Annotated in this window: 17 protein-coding genes and 1 pseudogene; 12 read left to right on the top strand and 6 right to left on the bottom strand. The window is 38.7% G+C overall.

The features are described 5' to 3' along the window. Positions 1–18: 18 nt before the first annotated feature. From gla to ACEE75_RS09175, 3 genes are all read left to right on the top strand, one after another. Positions 19–867, top strand: a complete 849-nt coding sequence (gla, locus tag ACEE75_RS09185) for an aquaglyceroporin Gla (RefSeq protein ID WP_447574278.1) — start codon at positions 19–21, stop codon at positions 865–867. A gap of 151 nt (positions 868–1,018) precedes the next feature. After that, entirely contained in the window at positions 1,019–1,771 is a 753-nt protein-coding gene (locus tag ACEE75_RS09180) for a CppA N-terminal domain-containing protein (protein WP_447574279.1), read from the top strand. Position 1,772: 1 nt separating this feature from the next. Beyond that, complete coding sequence (locus ACEE75_RS09175; protein WP_447574280.1) at positions 1,773–2,714, top strand: serine hydrolase domain-containing protein; 942 nt, start codon at positions 1,773–1,775, stop codon at positions 2,712–2,714. A 45-nt stretch (positions 2,715–2,759) separates the two neighbouring features. Here the strand turns inward: ACEE75_RS09175 and pflB are convergent, their stop codons facing one another. Further along, a complete protein-coding gene (gene pflB / locus ACEE75_RS09170; protein ID WP_447574281.1) occupies positions 2,760–5,090 on the bottom strand; it encodes a formate C-acetyltransferase in 2,331 nt (776 codons plus the stop codon). 204 nt (positions 5,091–5,294) lie between these two features. Between pflB and dinB the strand changes: the two genes are divergently transcribed. The 3 genes from dinB (at position 5,295) to ACEE75_RS09155 (ending at position 7,588) form a co-directional block, all read left to right on the top strand. Further along, positions 5,295–6,362: a DNA polymerase IV gene (dinB, locus tag ACEE75_RS09165; protein WP_354369745.1), complete on the top strand. Its 1,068-nt coding sequence runs from the start codon at positions 5,295–5,297 to the stop codon at positions 6,360–6,362. Between the two features lie 43 nt (positions 6,363–6,405). Continuing rightward, positions 6,406–6,825 (top strand): Rrf2 family transcriptional regulator, encoded by a 420-nt coding sequence (locus ACEE75_RS09160; RefSeq protein WP_427895069.1) that lies wholly within the window; start codon positions 6,406–6,408, stop codon positions 6,823–6,825. Positions 6,826–6,961: 136 nt separating this feature from the next. Next, entirely contained in the window at positions 6,962–7,588 is a 627-nt protein-coding gene (locus ACEE75_RS09155) for an NAD(P)-dependent oxidoreductase (RefSeq protein WP_447574282.1), read from the top strand. Positions 7,589–7,800: 212 nt separating this feature from the next. On the opposite strand, the gene ACEE75_RS09150 is transcribed toward ACEE75_RS09155, so the two are convergent. The 4 genes and pseudogenes from ACEE75_RS09150 to rnhC form a co-directional block, all read right to left on the bottom strand. Next, the gene (locus ACEE75_RS09150; RefSeq protein ID WP_447574283.1) at positions 7,801–8,277 is read right to left on the bottom strand and encodes a hypothetical protein; all 477 of its coding nucleotides are present in this window, start codon (positions 8,275–8,277) and stop codon (positions 7,801–7,803) included. A 241-nt stretch (positions 8,278–8,518) separates the two neighbouring features. Next, positions 8,519–10,721: pseudogene (recD2, locus tag ACEE75_RS09145) on the bottom strand (SF1B family DNA helicase RecD2); the annotation flags it as partial. Between the two features lie 79 nt (positions 10,722–10,800). Then, positions 10,801–11,403, bottom strand: a complete 603-nt coding sequence (gene lepB, locus ACEE75_RS09140; protein ID WP_447574284.1) for a signal peptidase I — start codon at positions 11,401–11,403, stop codon at positions 10,801–10,803. 4 nt (positions 11,404–11,407) lie between these two features. Next, positions 11,408–12,298: a ribonuclease HIII gene (rnhC, locus tag ACEE75_RS09135; protein ID WP_447574285.1), complete on the bottom strand. Its 891-nt coding sequence runs from the start codon at positions 12,296–12,298 to the stop codon at positions 11,408–11,410. Positions 12,299–12,441: 143 nt separating this feature from the next. Between rnhC and ACEE75_RS09130 the strand changes: the two genes are divergently transcribed. From ACEE75_RS09130 to trxA, 6 genes are all read left to right on the top strand, one after another. Then, positions 12,442–12,948, top strand: coding sequence for an LPKTxAVK-anchored surface protein (locus tag ACEE75_RS09130; protein ID WP_447574286.1), 507 nt, complete (start codon positions 12,442–12,444; stop codon positions 12,946–12,948). Between the two features lie 88 nt (positions 12,949–13,036). Then, positions 13,037–13,858, top strand: coding sequence for a class B sortase, LPKTxAVK-specific (srtB, locus tag ACEE75_RS09125; protein WP_447574287.1), 822 nt, complete (start codon positions 13,037–13,039; stop codon positions 13,856–13,858). A gap of 146 nt (positions 13,859–14,004) precedes the next feature. After that, positions 14,005–14,316, top strand: coding sequence for a hypothetical protein (locus ACEE75_RS09120; RefSeq protein WP_447574288.1), 312 nt, complete (start codon positions 14,005–14,007; stop codon positions 14,314–14,316). Continuing rightward, on the top strand, positions 14,313–14,858 hold the full coding sequence (locus tag ACEE75_RS09115; protein WP_447574289.1) for a CvpA family protein: 546 nt from the start codon (positions 14,313–14,315) through the stop codon (positions 14,856–14,858). The genes ACEE75_RS09120 and ACEE75_RS09115 overlap by 4 nt, the downstream gene beginning before the upstream one ends. A 121-nt stretch (positions 14,859–14,979) precedes the next feature. Beyond that, entirely contained in the window at positions 14,980–17,310 is a 2,331-nt protein-coding gene (locus ACEE75_RS09110; RefSeq protein WP_447574290.1) for an endonuclease MutS2, read from the top strand. A 72-nt stretch (positions 17,311–17,382) separates the two neighbouring features. Then, positions 17,383–17,697 (top strand): thioredoxin, encoded by a 315-nt coding sequence (trxA, locus tag ACEE75_RS09105; protein WP_354369757.1) that lies wholly within the window; start codon positions 17,383–17,385, stop codon positions 17,695–17,697. Between the two features lie 57 nt (positions 17,698–17,754). Here trxA and mutY read toward each other — a convergent pair whose 3' ends face one another. Then, positions 17,755–18,906, bottom strand: a complete 1,152-nt coding sequence (gene mutY, locus ACEE75_RS09100; RefSeq protein ID WP_447574291.1) for an A/G-specific adenine glycosylase — start codon at positions 18,904–18,906, stop codon at positions 17,755–17,757. Positions 18,907–19,153 lie beyond the last annotated feature (247 nt).

Here is a 19,153-nt window from a genome sequence, read left to right as displayed (position 1 = left end):
AAGGAATTCAGACACAACATGGATATCACATGGACTTTAAAGTACATTACTGAGTTTATTGCAACGGCACTCTTGCTGATTATTGGTAATGGTTCAGTTGCTAACGTAGACCTTAAAGGGACAAAAGGAAATAACAGTGGTTGGGTTGTTATTGCGATCGGCTATGGTTTGGCAGTAATGATGCCAGCTATGATGTTTGGTAACGTTTCAGGTAACCACATCAACCCTGCCTTCACACTTGGTTTGGCAGTTTCAGGACTCTTCCCTTGGGAACACGTTGCACCATATATTGTAGCTCAAGTATTGGGGGCGATTTTTGGTCAATTAGTGGTGGTAACAGTTTACAAACCTTACTTCTTAAAAACTGAAAATTCAAATCATATCTTAGGCTCATTCTCTACTATCTCAGCTCTTGATGATGGTACTAAAGAAAGCCACAAAGCATCATGGATTAACGGTTTCCTTAACGAGTTTGCAGGTTCATTCGTTCTATTCTTTGGCGCACTTGCTCTTACGAAAAACTTCTTTGGTGCAGAGCTAGTTGGTCGCCTTGTTGCAAATGGTTATGATCAAACAACTGCTGAAACTCAAGTGGCTCCATTTGTAACAGGTTCACTTGCATCAGCTCACATTGCAATTGGTTTCCTTGTTATGGCTCTTGTTGCGGCATTAGGTGGACCTACTGGTCCAGCACTTAACCCAGCACGTGACCTTGGTCCTCGTCTTGCTCACCATTTCTTACCAAAAACAGTTCTTGGACAGGCTAAAGCTGATTCAAAATGGTGGTACGCATGGGTACCAGTTGTTGCTCCAATCTTGGCATCAATCCTTGCTGTAGCTCTATTTAAATATCTTTATATGAACTAATCGTTCGTGAAACCACATCCTAACAGGATGTGGTTTTTTATAAATGTGAGATAGTTGATCTTAGTTAGATAATGAAAAAGTCTGGCTAATTTCCATATAATTATTTGTCAAAATAAAAAAAATTTTTTAAAATAATAGGGTTGGAGGAATTATGACATTATTTAAGAATATGGTATTTAGCCTGCCTTTTATTCGAGTGAATAACAAGGATAAAAACAGTGCTTTTTATCGTGAGACACTAGGTTTTAACTTACATTCTGAGGAAAATGGTTTGGCTCTTTTTTCTAGTAAAGAGGATCAGACGATTAAATTTATTATTGAAGAATCACCATCTATGCGAACTCGCCGTGTCCGTGATGGAAAGAAAAAATTGAAGCAGATAGTGGTGAAATGTCATCAAGCAGCGGATATTGAAAACCTCCTAGCCAAAGGAGTGGACTATGACAAGCTGTATAGGGGAGAAAATGGTTTTGCTTTTGAAGCCACCTCTCCAGAGCAGGATCGTTTTTTACTGCATGCTGAGGATGACTTGTCCACATTGGTAGAGATTGAAACAGCTGATTTTCAATCACATACTGAGAATTTGGGTTTGAGTGATTTTGCTATTCAAGAGATAGTATTACGAGTTCCATCTAAAGATGCTCAAGACTTTTATCAAGATTTATTTGGGGGCGCCCTTCCCTTAAATTTGTCCTTTGTGGTAGAAGAAGGATGTGACCTCCAAGTTGAGCCAAATGTCACTTGGGATTTGGAAGTCTTGGAATTTAAAGTTAATCCTGATACAGACTTATCGCAGCTTAAGACTTATTTTGAAGCTAAAGGGCTAGAAGTGTATCTGGATCGTGCTGAAAAAATTCTTGTGATTTCAGATCTCAGTCGTATCGAACTTTGGTTTGTAAAATAATATGGATAAAATAAAAGAAAAAATTCAAGAACAGATTCAAGATCGTATTTATTTAGGGGCTAGTCTAGCCCTTTTTAATAATGGAAAATGGCAAGAATTTTATTTTGGAGAAAGTGAGCCAGGTAAGCCAACGAAAGCCAATCTTAGTTATGATTTGGCCAGTGTGAGTAAGGTTATTGGTGTGGGGACTATCTGTTTACAGTTATTGCAGATGGGAAAAATCCATTTAGATGATACTCTGAGATGTTATTACCCTGATTTTCAAGAAGACAAAGTCACTCTGCGTCAGCTTTTAACTCATACCAGTGGTTTGGATCCTTATATCCCTAATCGTGATCATCTGGATTTTAAGGGGTTGAAGGAAGCTATGAACCGTCTGAAATTAAAAAAGGATAGGTCATTTCATTACACTGATGTTAACTTCATTTTACTGGGTTTTATGCTAGAGGAGCTGTTTCAAAAGGACTTGGATCAGATTTTTGCTGACAATATTTTTGTACCTCTTGGAATGTTACAGACTTCATTTGGACCTGTTTGGGATGCTGTTCCCACCACTAAAAATCAGACGGCAGGTCAAGTGTATGATCCTAAGGCTCAAGTTTTAGGGAATCATACAGGAAGTGCAGGTTTATTTTCGACGTTAAAAGATTTAGAAACATTTCTAAATTACTATTTAAACCATGATTTTTCGATAGATTGGTCTCAATCGTACTCTAATGATCTTAAAACAAGAGGGATAGCTTGGGATTTGCAGGATGAGTGGCTTTTGCATACGGGTTACACTGGAACATTTATCATGTTTCATCCTAAGGCTCAACAAGCAGTCATTTTTTTATCCAATCGTACCTATGAAAAAGATGACAGAGCCCAGTGGATTCTTGATCGAGATCAATTAATCAGAGTAATTAAAGAGTCTTTTCTGGGTCTAGGAAAGTTTGATTAAATAAAAAAATAAAAGAGTTTGGATTCAAACTCTTTTATTTTTTTTTTAGTTTCCTGATACTTCGGCAGCGTGATCATCCATTGAAAGAACTTCGTGGAAGACACGTTGTGTCAATTCAGTTTTTTGTTCTTTTGTAAGGTATTTAGTGTTAACACAGTATCCAGAGATACGTACGATAACATCTTCTCCAGCCATGATTTTTTCGTAAACATCGTTTAAGTCCATAACGTTTAGGTTAACGTGCTGACCACCATTTTCAAAGTAGCCATCAAGAATAGTGACTAAGTTATCAACTTGTTCATCGAATGTTTTACCAAGAGCACGTGGAGAAACTTGTGTTGTCAATGAAATACCATCATTGGCATGAGCAAATTCAAGTTTAGACAAGGAGTTCAAGTTTTGTAACCAACCACCACGAGATTTAGAAGTTGGGTTAGCACCTGGTGGGAAGAATTCTACTTTAGAAGTGTTAACAGATCCATCTTCATTAAGGAAGACACCACGGTGAACTGGTGAGTTAGCTGTTTGTTTAGAGTAAGCAACGTTTGATGTAATGGTCAAGATAGACACAGTTGCTTCAGCATTTTTGTAAAGTTTGTGTTTGTTCAAACGAGTGAAGAAAGCTTCCATGAGCCATTTCGCAATGTCATCTACACGGTCATCGTCTTCACCATAGCGTGGGAAGTCGCCAGTTACTTCATAGTCGTAGATGAAACCATCTTCATCACGAATTGGTTTAACTTGTGCGTACTTGATTGCTGATAAAGAGTCAACAGTATTTGCAAATCCACAGATACCGAATCCCATGTTAGCACGTAGGTGAGTTGGCAAGAAGGCCATTTGAACAGCTTCATAGTTGTACTTATCTGTCATGTAGTGGATGATGTTCATGGCATCAACATAAGTATCAGTCAACCAATCAAGAGCTTTTTCAAAGTTTGCAATGACTTGGTCATAATCGAAGATTTCAGAAGTATTTGGCTCAACGCCATCAAATACTTTGTAGTCTTTGTGCACATCGTCATAACCGTTGTTCCAGCTTGAAAGAAGAGCTTTCAAAACGTTTACACGCGCACCGAAGTACTGGATGTTGTGGCGTTTGTCTTCGCTTTCTGGGTCAAGTGGTGACACACAGCAAGAGATACATGACATTTCACCATAGCCATCTTTAGCCATAGTTGTTACCCCTTCATATTGGATAGAAGAGTGTTTGTGGCTCATTGCCATACAGTAACGACGGAATGAATATGGTAATTGGTCAGACCAAAGAACTGTCAAGTTTGGCTCTGGAGAGTTGCCAATGTTGTCAAGAGTGTTCAAGAAACGGTAGTCCATCTTAGTAACACGGTGACGACCATCATTACCCATACCTGCCATAGATGTTGTCAAGAAAGTAGGGTCACCAGAGTAGATTTCATCAAAAGCTTTTGTACGAGCGAATTTCACTGTACGAAGTTTCAATACGAAGTCATCAACAAATTCTTGGATTTCTGATTCAGTAAATGTACCGCGAGCCAAGTCACGTTCAGCATAGATGTCAAGAACAATTGGGACACGACCTAGAGAAGTTGCAGCACCATTAATGACACGAGCTACAGCCATGAAGGCAATGTTTGTCCATTGGATAGCTTCTTTGGTGTTCATAGCTGGTTTACGTACATCAACACCATAGTTGTCACCAAGCTGAACCACTTGTTGAAGAGCTTGATACTGCATATTGATTTCTTCACGAAGACGGATCGTTTCTTCATCAATTTCAGTGATAGCATTCCAATCATTTACTTTTTCTTGCATCAAGTAGTCTGCACCATAAAGGGCAAGACGGGCATACATCCCAATGATACGGCCGCGTGAGTAAGCATCTGGAAGACCAGAAACGTGGTGAGAGTGACGCGCACGGCGGATATCAGCAGTGTAGGCACGGAAGATACCGTCATTAACTGTTGTAGCGTGTTTTGTATAAATTTCATGAAGAACAGGATCAGGCTCGTATCCGTTTTCGATGAGTGTTGTCTCAGCCATACGAATACCGCCTTTTGGCATGAAGTTTAATTTGAACAACTCATCATTTTGGATCCCAAAAATCAATTCATTATCTTTATCAATGAACCCTGCTGGAATATCAGCAATAGATGTTGCACGATCGACATCCATAGGGAAACGAGTTGCTTCGTAGCCTGCTTTTGTTTCTTCAATAATTTTTTTAATGTGAAGAGAACGCTCAGTTGGTCCAGCAAGGAAACTTTCATCACCATCATACGGTGTGTAGTTTGCTTGTACAAAACGTGTTACACTAGCTTTGTCACGCCAATCGGTTCCTTTAAAACCTTCCCAAGCTTTTTCAAAAACATCAGTGTTTGTTTTTACAGTTGCCATAGTAAGACTCTCCTTCAATACTTAAAAACACAATCTGTGTTATACTTACCTATATATAATATCATACAGTAAACGCTTTCACAACTAAAAAAAGTGATTTTAAAGAAAATCTTTTATAATACAGATTCTTAAAAATAGCTAACTGTATTATATTTTCTCTAATTTGTAGGGATAATTCAGATAATAGAGAGTGGTAATTTTGCGATGTTAATTTTTCCTCTAATCAATGATACCTCACGAAAAATTATTCACATTGATATGGATGCTTTTTTCGCCTCTGTTGAAGAGCGAGATAATCCTGTTTTGAAGGGGAAGCCTCTGGTCATTGGTGCAGATCCCCGTTTAACAGGTGGAAGAGGGGTTGTCTCAACAGCTAACTATGAAGCTAGAAAATTTGGGATTCATTCAGCCATGTCTTCAAAAGAAGCTTATGAACGTTGTCCACAAGCTATTTTTGTTTCTGGAAATTATGAAAAATATCAGACAGTGGGGCAACAGGTCAGGGAGATTTTTTATCGCTACACAGATTTAGTAGAGCCTATGTCCATTGATGAGGCCTATCTAGATGTGACAGAAAATAAGCTAGGCTTAAGCTCAGCGGTAAAGGTTGCTATGTTAATCCAACATGATATTTGGAATGAATTGCATCTCACAGCATCTGCAGGTGTTTCCTACAATAAATTTTTGGCAAAAATTGCTTCGGATATGGAAAAGCCGCATGGCTTGACGGTGATTTTACCAGAAGATGCTGTCAGTGTTTTATCATCGCTACCTGTTGAAAAATTTCACGGTGTTGGGAAGAAAACGGTGGAACGCCTGCATGAGATGGAAGTTTTTACAGGGAAGGATTTGTTAGATGTGCCTGAAATGGTTTTGATTGATAAATTTGGTCGATTTGGCTATGATTTGTATCGTAAAGCAAGAGGTATTTCAAATAGTCCAGTAAAAGCCAACCGCGTTCGTAAGTCCATCGGTAAGGAGCGAACTTATCGTAAACTGCTCTATCGTGATGAGGATGTGCTAAAAGAGCTGATTAGCCTTTGTCAACGAGTAGCAGCTAGTTTAGAAAGAAATGAGAAAAAAGGACGAACCATTGTGTTGAAGCTTCGTTATGGTGACTTTTCAACCTTGACAAAGCGGCATAGTTTGGATGAATACACTGATCAATCAGAAGTAATTGAAAGAGAAGTTCGTCAATTATTTGAAGAGGTAGGGCAGGCTGAAAAAGGCATTCGCTTGTTAGGGGTGACGGTCACTAATTTTCAGACTTGAGTTCTAATAGGGTCTGTGTTAGACTGAAAAAAAAGGAGAAAAGATGCAAATTTCGAGTAGATTTACCATAGCCAGTCATATTTTGGTCTTACTGGCCTTGGAGGGAGAAAAGGAAAAACAGACCAGTACCAGCATTGCTGGCAGTGTGGGTGTCAATCCTGTCATTATCCGAAATATTTTAGCTCAGCTCAAAGAGGCAGGTCTGGTTCAGGTGGCGCGTGGGGTCGGAGGTGCCCGCTTGGCAAAGGCTCCAGACCAGATGACTCTCTTACAGGTCTATCAGGCTGTAGAGTTGTTTGGCGAAAAGGGACAACTCTTCGGCTTTCATGAGCAGCCCAATCCAAACTGTCAGGTAGGTCGCAATATTCATCCTTTACTGGATCATCGTCTAGAGAATGCCCAGTCGGCTCTGGAAAGAGAGTTGGGAAGGACGACCATTGCTGATTTATTGGCAGAATTGTAGCCATATTTTCAAGAAAAATCATCTTTGTGATGATTTTTTTAAATTTTCTTCGTTGTAACACTTGACATTACAACGAAACGAGGATATACTATAATTGTAAACAAAAACATTACAACGAAATAAGTGAGGTATCAACATGAAATTAGCCATTATCGCAGCCAACGGTCAAGCAGGTCAAGCCATTGCAAAGGAAGCAGTAGAACGTGGTCATCAGGTGACGGCTATTGTCCGTTCTGAAAACAAGAGTGCAGCTGAAGATGTTCTTCAAAAAGATGCTTTTGATTTGACCAAGGAAGACTTGGCAGGATTTGATGTGGTGGTCAATGCCTTTGGTGCTTGGATACCAGAAACGCTACCAGATCACAGTCGCCTAGCTGAGCATCTAGCAACCATCCTTGCAGATAGTCCAACTCGTCTCTTAGTAGTTGGTGGTGCAGGTAGCCTTTATCTAGATGAGAGCCAGACAGCTATGCTTAAGGATGCGCCAGATTTTCCTGCAGAATATCTACCAATTGCAGAGGCGATGGGAGCAGGTCTTGAGGTTTACCGTCAGGCGACAGCTGTCAACTGGACCTATATCAGCCCTGCATCCGATTTTGATGCGGAAGGTCCAAAGACAGGTGCCTATAGCCTTGCTGGTGAGGTTTTCCAAGTCAATGACGAAGGTGAAAGCTATATCAGTTACGCCGACTATGCGGTGGCTTTGGTTGATATTGCTGAAAAAGGTGGTTACAGCAAAGAACGTATTTCTGTATTTGCATAAAATTGAGTGAAAAGATAGTTCTATTATGGAATTATCTTTTTTATTTGCAGATAGGCTGTTGTGAGGAGTTTACTTGTATTATGTTTAAGGGAAAATTGAGCCAAGATGGGTGTTTTTAAGCCCTTATAAAGCTAAAAATTTAGGGATGATAATCTTTAAAAAGAATAAGCTCCATGAGCTTTGGCTCATGGAGCTTATTTTAAATGATTGCTTTATGATTCAGCAATTGCTTTTTCGAGTTGATTGATTTTGTAAAGCACAAAAACATAGAGGGCAAGAAGAGCTAAGTTGACTCCAAGTCCTAGTAAAATTCCTGTACTAGCTTTTGTTAAAAAGAGACTGAAGATATTGGTCAAACTAGTATAGAGTTGAAGAGCTGCCCCAAGATAGTAAGGGAGTTTAGAAGGCTGATTATTTTTGATGCGTTTGCGGTTTAACCAGGATAAAATAACAATGGTTCCCGTGATAGTGACACTGACAACAACTCCTAAAATAGCTAGCGGAGTCAAGCTAGCGCGATAGACTGCTTCTTGATCAGGCACTTGTTTGATAAACTCTTCAAGGTTCATAGCAAGTGTAACAAGTCCTAAAACACCAAATAATCCAAAAATGAGAAAGATGATATTCAGAATGAGGACGGCAGTATTGCTATTAGCAAGACTTTGTTTTAACTTTTCTTTTGATAACATAGCATAACCTCCTAAAAATTAAGATAATTAAGATGGATGACACCATCATTATAAAACTTTTTAATCCAAGTGTCTATATGCTACGAAATTTTTTTAAAAAATTGCAGAATATCTTCATCCGTCAAGCCAATCATGGGGTCAATAGATAGAAAATTAGCTTCTGTCAGGCGATACTGTTCGCTATCCTTATTTAGAGGATCGTTTTGGTCTTGTTTAGTGTTTTTTTCTGAAAGTGGTTCTATTCCTAGGAAACGTTCAACAAGGTAGGTGTGACGTTTGGCCCCTTCATTTTTGATAGCATAATCAAAAGCTGTGTATTCTCCTAATAGAATCAGTTTACTTTTGGAACGAGTGATGGCGGTATAAATCAGGTTTCTTTGGAGCATGCGACCACTAGATCGAGTAATGGGTAAGATAACCACTTGAAATTCACTCCCTTGTGACTTATGGATACTCATAGCATAAGCTAGAGTTATTTTTGCCCACTCATTACGAGGGTAAGTGACCTCAGCACCATCGAAATTAATGATGAGCTCATCTTGTTTGGATTCGGTATATTTTGCGGGAATCAGATCGGTGATGTAGCCAATATCGCCATTAAAAACATTATTTTCAGCATCGTTAATAAGGTGTAAGACCTTATCTGCTTTCCTAAAGCTGATATCATTGAAAGAAAAGCTTAGCTGGTCATCAAGTGGGTTTAACAAATCTTGTAGGAGTTGGTTAAGTTTATCAATACCAGCATCGCCACGATACATAGGGGCTAAAATCTGGATTTCCTGTGGGTCAATGCCACTTTTAATGGCTGCAGCAACAATTTTAGTTACCATTTGAGGAATATGGTTGGCCTGTGCTTCAAAATAGCTACGGTCTGCTTTTTTTTCAGTAAAATCAGGAGGAATGATCCCTTGTCGAATTTGGCTAGCTAAGGATACAATAGTAGAATCATCAGATTGTCTAAAGATTTTAGTGAGGGAGACTTGTGGTAGCTCTGTAATTTTTAAAAAATCAGCTAAAACTTGTCCAGGACCAACAGAAGGCAGCTGATCTGCGTCTCCAACAATAATGACTTGTGTGTGGCTGGAGATGGAGGTGAATAGTTTATAGGCCAACCAAGTATCCACCATCGAAAACTCATCAATGATGATAAGATCACAATCCAAGTAGTCCTCTAAGTCTTGGTAGTCTTCTTGATCTCCTGTTAACCCAAGGTGTCTATGGATAGTGGCACTAGGAAGTCCTGTCAACTCGTTCATCCGACGGCTAGCTCGCCCAGTAGGAGCTGCGAGGATGATGGGAAGATCCTTTTTATGTAAATCAATTCCATGTAAGTCAGCATAAACTGAAATAATGCCATTAATAACTGTGGTTTTTCCAGTACCAGGACCGCCTGTTAGGATAAAAAATGGGCTGGTGACAGCTTGGTGGATAGCTTCTTTTTGGGTACTGTCATACTGGATACCTAGATTTTTTTCAACTTTTTGGATGACCTGACTGATAGCTTCTTTTTTGAAGGGATGCTGATTATTTTGCTCAAGCAGACGTTTGATGTGTTTATGAATCCCTTTTTCAGAGTGGTAGAGGGTATTTTCGAAAATTTTAGTCCCTTCATTGGCAACTTTTTCTTCCACTAAAAGCTGGCTTAATTCATTGGCGACAAGGCTAGGGTCAAGTTCAATAGGTCTTGCCTTTTCAAGTAGAGTTAGACTGGCCTCTAATAAGTCTCGTGCCTCGACGTAAGTATCTCCTCGTTCAATAGATAGCTCGGTCAGGCTATGAACCAGTCCAGCACGAAAACGTTGGGGAGCATCGCTAGCAATTCCTAATTGTTCGGCTAATTGGTCTGCAATAGCAAAGCCAATCCCTTTAATATCTTCTACAAGCCGATAAGGTTCATTATTGATAATATCAAGCGTTTGTTCCTTGTAGGTTTCAAAAACTTGTAGGGCGAGTTTGTTTGATAGTCCTAATTCTGCTAATTTTGATAAGATCTGCTCCGCGCCATAATTTAGTCTTAATTTGGCAAGGAAGTTGTCGCGATTAGCTTTAGATAGTCCTGTGATGGTGGAGAGATGACTAGGATCTTCTAGGATAGCGTCAATAGGATGCTCACCATAAAGCTCCACGATGCGCTCAGCGGTTTTTTTACCGATTCCCTTAAATTGCTCGCTTGAAAAATACTTTACCAAGCCAGAAGCAGTGGGTCTTGCTTTTTCATAGCGACTGACCTTGAGTTGTTCGCCATACCTTGGATGTTGGATAAGCTCTCCCCAAAAGGTATAGTTCTCCCCTTCGATGACATCTGCAATGGTTCCTGTCACAATGATTTCAAAGTCAGAAAAATCAGCATCAGTTTCTTCGATGTCAAGTAGTAAAATTTTAAAGTAGTTACTGGCGTTTTCAAAAATAACGCGTTCAATAGTACCTGAGAAATAATATGCCATAATGTTTTCCTTATATTAAAAAAGTGGGACAATTCCCAAATATTAAGAGGGTGCTTGTCTCACTTTGTAGCAATGATTATTAGTCGATGCTTCCTAAATTGCTGATTGGCCAGACGGGCCAAATTCTAAATTTTGCTTCCCCAATAATGGTATTTTTTGCAAAGGTCCCCACTGCTCTACTGTCCTTAGAAACGATGCGGTCATCCCCTAGGAGATAATATTGTCCTTCAGGAACAGTGACAGTGAAACTTGCTTGACCAGAGCTATCGGTGGTAAAGGCGCTAGAATTCTGTGCTAATTCTTGGAAGTAGCTATTGTAACTATAGGTTGATTGGAGTTTATCTTTTTTATAAGCAGCTTGGTAGTCCTTAAGATAGCTTTCTTCAACAACCTTACCATTAACACTTAGAACGTCATTATTATAACTGATCGTATCTCCTGGCATTCCAATAACACGTTTGACAATGTTTTTATCACCTTCCTTGGCGACAACAATGTCAAAGCGCTCGATTTTAGCAGTTTTGATGACTAAGAGTCGTTGGCTATCAGCAAGAGTAGGATCCATAGAATGCCCATCGACTTTTACAGGGAACCAAATAAAAAGACGAGAAAGTGTGAACAGTGATAAGATGAGGATAAAACTTCCCCATTCTTTAAGAAAAGATTTAAAAGAGAATGTCATAAGGTTATTCCAATCGTTTTAGTGCTTTTTTTGTATTTGCAAAGTGCAGCTTTGCAAGACGAGAGAGAGTTTCTATGCCGTATTGTTTGATGATTTGGCTTGCTACCATATCAGATGCTTGTCCAGCACCACTAGGAAGAGTGAGATGAAGATCTTGTCCCAATTGATCAAGGTTTTCTAAAAATAAGTTTCTAGCAATGATCGAGCTTACTGCGACAGCAAGGAATTGATTTTCTGCTTTTTGGATCAAATCAATGGGCATAGAGACTTGGTGTTGCTCGTGCTTTACATATTTAGCATAATTTTTAGCGGTTGTAAAAGCATCAACTACAATGCGTTTAGGCTCTACACCGTCTTTCATAAGGAGATAGATAGCTTGATTATGTAAAGCTACCTTAACAGACACAGCATTGTGCATTTTTCCTTCTCCAACAACTTGATTATATTTTTGTGGAGATAATAGCAAAGCACGGTGAGCGATTTTATCCTTTAAAACAGGCGCAAGTTGTCGAATTTTTTGATCTGTTAGTCCTTTAGAATCTCCAACCCCTAATTTTTTTAAAAAAGCGTGTTGGCTAGGCTCAACAAAACTTGCCACAACAGCAATCCCACCAAAGTAACTACCATTTCCAACCTCATCAGTTCCGATGAGGGGGACGTTTTGCTCTAATGAAAGTTTGGGACTAGGAGTTACTAATCCTAACGTTTCAGCTAGTTCTTCAGCCTGATTTCCTTGAATCACTAATTTTCCTGACTGATACAAAGTTACCATCTGCCCCTGTGCTTTTGCGGTGAAGATAGCAGAAGTGTGACGATTGGGGATGGTATAAGGGGCAAGTTTTTGCCTTAGAGAAGTCATCTCATTGTTTTTCAGTGTTAATGATACAGTACTCATATCTTCTATTTTATCATAAAAGGAATCAAAAAAAATGAAAAAACATCTTAAAAATCTTGCCATAAAAGAGACCTTGTGTTAAAATAAAATCATCAAAAGGAGTAAAGCGCTTTCCTAAATGAGATGAAAAGGAGATTTTGATAATGAAAAAATTTTTTGTTTCACTTTCAGCGACAGCTCTTCTTGTAGCAGTAGCTATACCAGCATTTGCTCTTGATAATGGAACTACTGTGAATACAGAGGATCATGCTGCTCTTGGAGGTGTTACTGCACCTGAAAAACCTGAATTAAATATTGATCAATTCCTAGCAGATGGAACAGTTGAAATCACTCAAAAAGGAGATTCTGTGACCGCACCGTCACAAACATCTGATTTGATTTACGATGTTCTAAAAGATGAGAACGGCAATCCTGTGTTGGATGAAAATGGAGAAGCGACTATCATCGCCAAACCAGCAACAGCTCCAACTGCACAAGGTACCAATTTGAAAGGTGGAATTGACGAAAACGGCAATGGTTATGTTTATGGTAATTCTGTAACCGATAAAGAAGTGGTTGAGTCATCAGTTAAACCAGCGGCTAAGTCCGTTGCAAAAGCTGATACAGCTCAAGGACAAAAAGCTCTTCCAAAAACAAGTGCAGTAAAATAATCTAAGCTTGTCTTTGGAAGAAAAGAGGGTTGCCTATTGGTAGGTAGCCCTTTTAGTGTATTAAGTGATTTTATAAAAAGGAGTAGAAATGAGAACAACAAGCTCATTAAAAAAACAATGGTCAGGTATTTTTCTTGCTATCATGATGGTGTTGATCTTGGTTGGCTGTGGAATAAAGACGAATCAGTCTTTGTCTTCCAATACTTCTTCACAACAAACAACGCAGCAGACACAACAAACAGGCTATACAGTTAGCTCAGAAGAAAAAGAGTATTTAACTAATAAATTCGCCAGTCTAAAAGCAACTAATGCTGATACGATTGGTTATATTTATGCACCAGGGACACAACTGGATGAGCCGATTGTTCAAACTACAGATAATGAAACCTATCTTGACAAGACTTTTGAAGGTGCTAATGAACCTTTGATGGGAACTGTTTTCATGGATATGGATAATAACAAAAATTTTTCTGATAGTTTGACTTGGTTATTTGGTCATGCTAGAGGAAGTCAGGTTGCTGACCATCGTATGTTTAATGATGTTAATTATTATGACCAGCAATCTTATATGGATGAACATCCCTATGTGGTCATTGAAACACCAGAGCGCAAATACTATTATGAGGTAGCTTTTTTAATTATTGTCCCTGAAACAACGGCTTTTTATAGAACTTCATTTGATAATACCGCGCAATTTGAAGAGCAGTTAAAAGAGGTTCGTGAAAAAGCACATACTCAGAATAAAGGAGTTGAAATTAATTCTTCTGATAAGTATGTGGTCTTATCAACTTGTCGAGAAGATGATGTGACGATTAGAGCTAATCTTTATCTTCGTCAAATTCCAGATTCGGAATTACCTGAATTTTTAAAAGAGAATGGAGAGAAACTCGTTTACACTCCGACTCGATAATGAGATTTTATCAGGGGATTATAGGCTAAATAACAGAGCAGTTTGGGATAGAGGTGTCTCAGACTGTTTTATTTTAGCTGATTTCCTATTTCAAGGTTGGTCAATTATAAAATTTACGATATAATAAAGGGTGCGAGGTATGAATCATGACAAGTAAAAATAGATATAAATTTACATTTGGAGAAAAAAAACTAACGCTAACAACAGACAAAGATAATCTTTTTATGGAAGAAGTCGAACGAGTGGCGAAGGAAAAGTACGATACCATTAAAGAAAAACTACCTGATGCAGATAATGAAACGTTGGCGATTTTATTGGCGATTAATGTTTTATCGACACAGTTGACCAGAGAGATTGCCATCGAAAAGCAAGAAAAAGAGTTGGAAAAACTTAGACACATGACAGTTGCTCAAATTAAAGATCGATCAGATCAGGCTCAACTGGAGGATAGTAAATGATCACAGTGCTTATTTTACTGATTTTATTGTGGCAATTTTATCTTGGTTATGCCAGAGGCTTTTTCCTGCAGTTGCTTTATACAATTGGTCATATGCTAGCCATTTTTATCGCAGGGCTTAACTATCAGAGTTTGGCTAATACTTTGACCTTATGGGTTCCTTATGCCAATGCTGAAGAAGGAGCTAGTGTTTATTTTTTTACAGACGTTTCTTTGTTTGATTTAGGGCAAGTCTTTTACTCAGGGGTCGCTTTTATTCTATGTTACACAGCGGTGTATTTGTTTGTCCGATTTTTAGGGGTTATTTTTCATGTTGTGAAATGGCAACCCTTAGACAGTCAACTGGGTAAAATTTTGGCAGGGACTTTGTCTCTTCTTGTTAGTGCTAGTGTTTTGACAATGCTCTTGTCTTTGTTGGCAACAATTCCTTATGCTAGCCTTCAAAATCATTTAAATTCAGGTTTGGCAAAAATGCTCATCGACTATAACCCAATAACGAGTCAATTGGTTCATTATTATTGGGTAACCAATAGTCTAGGATAGCTCAGAGTAAAAGGCTCAAGGAGCCAAGTAGAAGAGATACTCATCTAGTGATAGGGAGTGAGATAAATTCTTTAAGTTTGCAAAGAGTTTGATCCACTCTTTTTTTGATAAAGAAAGAATTATGAATAATAGAATTTTAGAAAATTTAGAGTTTAATAAGGTAAAGCAGTTGCTCTTACCTTATGTGGCAAGTCAACAGGCCGAAAAAGAATTGCAAGATTTGCTACCGATGACAGAACGTGACCGTATCAAACAAGCCTTTTCGGAGATTAAGGACATGGAGGAGATTTTTGTCGCCTCTCATGGCTTTAAAGTGGCTGCTATTAAGGATATTTCTGAATCTTTGAGGCGTTTAGAGTGGGATGCGGATTTAAATATTTCAGAGTTACTGGATATTAAGCATGTTTTACGAGTGTCGTCAGAATTGAGTCATTTTTATACAGGTTTAGAGAATGTTTCGTTACGTGCTTTAGGAAGGCTATTTGAGCATATTGAAGTCTTTCCGAATTTAACAGGTGCTCTTGAGGCGATTAACGATGGGGGATTTGTTGAGAGTTTTGCTAGTTTAGAGCTGTCTCAAATTAGACGTACCATTCAAAAAAGCGAGACTGAAGTCAGACAGATTTTACAAGATCTTTTAAAAAGCAAGTCAGACTACCTGGCTGAAAATTTGATTGCTAGTCGTAATGGCAGAAGTGTTTTACCAGTTAAAAATACTCACAGGAATCGGATTTCAGGAGTTGTCCATGATATTTCTGCATCAGGAAGTACGGTTTATATCGAGCCAAGGGCAGTTGTTGAGTTAAACGAGATTATGACACAGGCTCAGGCAGATGAACGGCATGAGATCAGTCGCATCTTACACGACTTGTCTGACATGCTTCGCCCTCACCATCAAGCGATTCGAAATAATGCTTGGTTGATAGGTCATATTGATTTAGTTAGAGCCAAAGTATTGTTTATGAGAGATTATCAGGCGACTATTCCTCATATTTCTCAACACAAAACCATTCAGCTAGTTAATGTCCGCCATCCTCTTTTGAAAAATCCTGTTGCCAATGATCTTCATTTTGGTGAGACCTTAAATAGTATTGTCATTACAGGTCCCAATACAGGTGGGAAAACCATTATGATTAAGACTTTAGGTGTCAGTCAACTCATGGCTCAATCAGGCTTGCCTATTTTTGCGGATGAGGGATCTAAAGTCGCTATTTTTAATCAGATTTTTGCAGATATAGGAGATGAGCAATCTATTGAGCAAAGTCTTTCTACTTTTTCAAGTCATATGACCCATATTGTTGCGATTTTGGAAGAAGCTGATGCAGATAGCTTGGTTTTATTTGATGAACTTGGAGCAGGAACAGATCCGCAAGAAGGGGCTAGTCTGGCTATTGCCATTTTAGAAGATTTAAGAAAACGTCACATCAAGACCATGGCAACCACACATTATCCAGAATTAAAGGCCTATGGTATTGAAACACCGCAAGTTGAAAATGCTAGTATGGAGTTTGATACTGACAGTTTAAGACCGACTTATCACTTTATGCAGGGTGTCCCAGGACGCTCAAATGCTTTTGAAATTGCTAAGCGTCTGGGACTTGGTTTGGAAATTGTGGAAGAGGCGGAGCGTTTAACGGATCGCGACACAGATGTGAACCTTATTATTGAGCAGCTTGAAAAACAGACAGCTGAAAGCAGGAGACGTTTGGACCATATCAAAGAAGTGGAGCAAGATAATCTGAAGTTTAACCGAGCTGTTAAAAAGCTCTATCAGGATTTTTCACGTGAGCGAGATAATGAATTCGAAAAAGCCCAGAAAGAAGCGCGTGATATTGTGGATTTAGCACTTAGTGAGAGTGAAGCCATTTTAAAAAATCTGCACACTAAAGCCCAGCTCAAGCCACATGAGATTATTGAAGCTAAAGGACAGTTGAAAAAATTAGCCCCTGAGGTTGATTTGTCTAAAAATAAGGTTTTGAAAAAAGCCAAGAAAAAACGTGCTCCAAAAGTCGGTGATACAATTGTGGTTACTAGCTATGGACAAAGAGGTAGTCTCACCAAGTTATTAAAAGATGGACGCTGGGAAGCGCAAGTTGGTTTAATCAAGATGACGCTTAAAGAGGAAGAGTTTCAGATTGAAAGCGTTGAAAAATCTAAAGAGCCTAAGAAAAAACAAGTCCATGTTGTGAAAAAAACAAGTGGACAAGGTCCGCGTGCTCGTCTGGATTTAAGAGGAATGCGCTATGAAGAAGCCATGATGGCACTAGATAGCTTTATTGATCAGGCATTATTGAATAACATGGCACAGGTTGACATTATCCATGGTATTGGGACGGGTGTTATTCGTGAGGGCGTTAGCCAATATTTAAGACGCAATAAGCATGTTAAAAGTTTTGGTTATGCCCCACAAAATGCAGGTGGATCTGGAGCAACCATTGCTAATCTAGGATAGCGTAGCAAATAGTGGAAAAAATCTGAGAAATCTGTAAAATATAAGTATGATTATCAATCAAAGGAGATTATTATGGTACAAGTATTAACAGATGCAAACTTCGAGTCAGAAACGAGTGAAGGGCTTGTTTTAGTTGATTTTTGGGCAACTTGGTGTGGTCCATGTTTGATGCAAGCTCCTATTCTTGAGCAATTAGCAGAGGAATTGGATGAAGATGAATTAAAAATTGTTAAAGTTGATGTTGATGAAAATCCAGCAACAGCTCAACAATTTGGCATCATGAGTATCCCAACGCTTTTGTTTAAAAAAGATGGAGAAGTGGTTAAGCAAGTAGCAGGTGTTCATACCAAAGAACAAATCAAGGCTATTGTCGCAGAGTTAGCATAAAATAAGAAGCTAGATAAAGAAATCTAGCTTCTTATTTTTTATCTGTTAAGGAGATACTTAGTCATTATTAGCAGTTTGATAGGCTTCCCACATTTTTTTCTGAGGGGTTGCAAAAGGGTAGGTGTCAAAATCCTTAGGTTTGAGCCATAGGAGCTCTTTTTGTTGATGGAGGTCAATATCTTGAATCTCTCCTTCTAAGAGTTCAATTTGCCATTTTTGATGACTAAAGACATGTTTGACCAGTGGAAAACTTTTTTCTGACCAAATGGGTTGAATCTGATAGTTTTCTTCAAAGCTTATTTTTTGAGATAAGGTCGTACTGCTTTTCTCCGGATCTGTAAAGAGATTAAGTTGTTGTTCGACAAGTCTAGTTTCCAATAAAGGAAAAGACCAAAAACCAGATAGGAGTCCTTCTTTGGTATTTTTTTGGAAGAGATAAGCACCTTCTGAATTTTTAATGACAAAGGCTTGTAAAAATCGAGGACGTGGCTTTTTCTTTGGTTCTTTGATAGGGTATTTATCCATTGTTCCGTTAAGATAGGCTGCGCTGAAGAATTTAATTGGACTATCTTCTGGCCTAGGGTTTTTAGCCGATTCAATATCGGTCCCTAGATCCATCAAAGCTTGGTTGAAATCACCAGGGCGCTCAGTATCAATTAGCCGTTCCATGATGGCTTGGAAAATTTTGCGGTTTGCCGGGACCCCGATATCATAATTTACTTCAAATAATCTAGCCATAACCCGCATGACATTCCCATCAACTGCAGGCTCAGGTAAGTCAAAGGCGATGCTAGCAATAGCTCCTGCAGTATAGGGGCCAATTCCCTTTAGAGAAGAAATTTCCTTAAAAGTTTTAGGGAATTTTCCATCAAAGTCTGTCATGATTTGCCGGGCAGCCTGTTGCATATTGCGTACACGAGAATAGTACCCTAAACCTTCCCAAGCTTTTAAGAGTTTCTCTTCAGGCGCTTGAGCTAGATCTTTGATTGAAGGAAACCAGCTTAAAAATCGCTTATAGTAGGGGATAACTGTTTTGACCTGTGTTTGTTGAAGCATGATTTCAGACACCCAGATATGATAAGGGTCTTTACTACGTCTCCAAGGTAAGTCCCGCTTTTCACGATCATACCAGTCTAGTAGGGTCTTTCTGAAGGAGAGGATGGTTTTTTCATCCCACATGTCAATTCCATAATCTTTTAAATTTATCATGTGTCTATTTTATCAAATCATAAAAATAAGACAAATGAGCTGATTTTTTTACAGAAAAAGCTTGACTTTTGGAAGCGCATACATTATAATAAAGACAGAAAGAAGGATAAGAGATTTCCAAAGGAGAAAAAGCCTATGATGAAATTGAATATCGCACGGTACAAAAACGGAGACAGAGCCTAAAACGGTAGGCAACATTCATAACTTTATATCTCACCTTATGAGGTGGTCTTATGTTACATTTAAA

It is taken from the genome of Streptococcus sp. 11273D007BT (assembly GCF_053547195.1).
Note: the sequence above shows the minus strand (reverse complement) of the source record. Positions and strands in the feature narration are given on the sequence as shown.

Bases quoted from the DNA above. Each gene is read 5' to 3' on its own strand.
- gla (WP_447574278.1), top strand. From the start codon at position 19: ATGGATATCACATGGACTTTAAAGTACATTACTGAGTTTATTGCAACG.
- ACEE75_RS09180 (WP_447574279.1), top strand. From the start codon at position 1,019: ATGACATTATTTAAGAATATGGTATTTAGCCTGCCTTTTATTCGAGTG.
- ACEE75_RS09175 (WP_447574280.1), top strand. From the start codon at position 1,773: ATGGATAAAATAAAAGAAAAAATTCAAGAACAGATTCAAGATCGTATT.
- pflB (WP_447574281.1), bottom strand. From the start codon at position 5,090: ATGGCAACTGTAAAAACAAACACTGATGTTTTTGAAAAAGCTTGGGAA.
- dinB (WP_354369745.1), top strand. From the start codon at position 5,295: ATGTTAATTTTTCCTCTAATCAATGATACCTCACGAAAAATTATTCAC.
- ACEE75_RS09160 (WP_427895069.1), top strand. From the start codon at position 6,406: ATGCAAATTTCGAGTAGATTTACCATAGCCAGTCATATTTTGGTCTTA.
- ACEE75_RS09155 (WP_447574282.1), top strand. From the start codon at position 6,962: ATGAAATTAGCCATTATCGCAGCCAACGGTCAAGCAGGTCAAGCCATT.
- ACEE75_RS09150 (WP_447574283.1), bottom strand. From the start codon at position 8,277: ATGTTATCAAAAGAAAAGTTAAAACAAAGTCTTGCTAATAGCAATACT.
- lepB (WP_447574284.1), bottom strand. From the start codon at position 11,403: ATGACATTCTCTTTTAAATCTTTTCTTAAAGAATGGGGAAGTTTTATC.
- rnhC (WP_447574285.1), bottom strand. From the start codon at position 12,298: ATGAGTACTGTATCATTAACACTGAAAAACAATGAGATGACTTCTCTA.
- ACEE75_RS09130 (WP_447574286.1), top strand. From the start codon at position 12,442: ATGAAAAAATTTTTTGTTTCACTTTCAGCGACAGCTCTTCTTGTAGCA.
- srtB (WP_447574287.1), top strand. From the start codon at position 13,037: ATGAGAACAACAAGCTCATTAAAAAAACAATGGTCAGGTATTTTTCTT.
- ACEE75_RS09120 (WP_447574288.1), top strand. From the start codon at position 14,005: ATGACAAGTAAAAATAGATATAAATTTACATTTGGAGAAAAAAAACTA.
- ACEE75_RS09115 (WP_447574289.1), top strand. From the start codon at position 14,313: ATGATCACAGTGCTTATTTTACTGATTTTATTGTGGCAATTTTATCTT.
- ACEE75_RS09110 (WP_447574290.1), top strand. From the start codon at position 14,980: ATGAATAATAGAATTTTAGAAAATTTAGAGTTTAATAAGGTAAAGCAG.
- trxA (WP_354369757.1), top strand. From the start codon at position 17,383: ATGGTACAAGTATTAACAGATGCAAACTTCGAGTCAGAAACGAGTGAA.
- mutY (WP_447574291.1), bottom strand. From the start codon at position 18,906: ATGATAAATTTAAAAGATTATGGAATTGACATGTGGGATGAAAAAACC.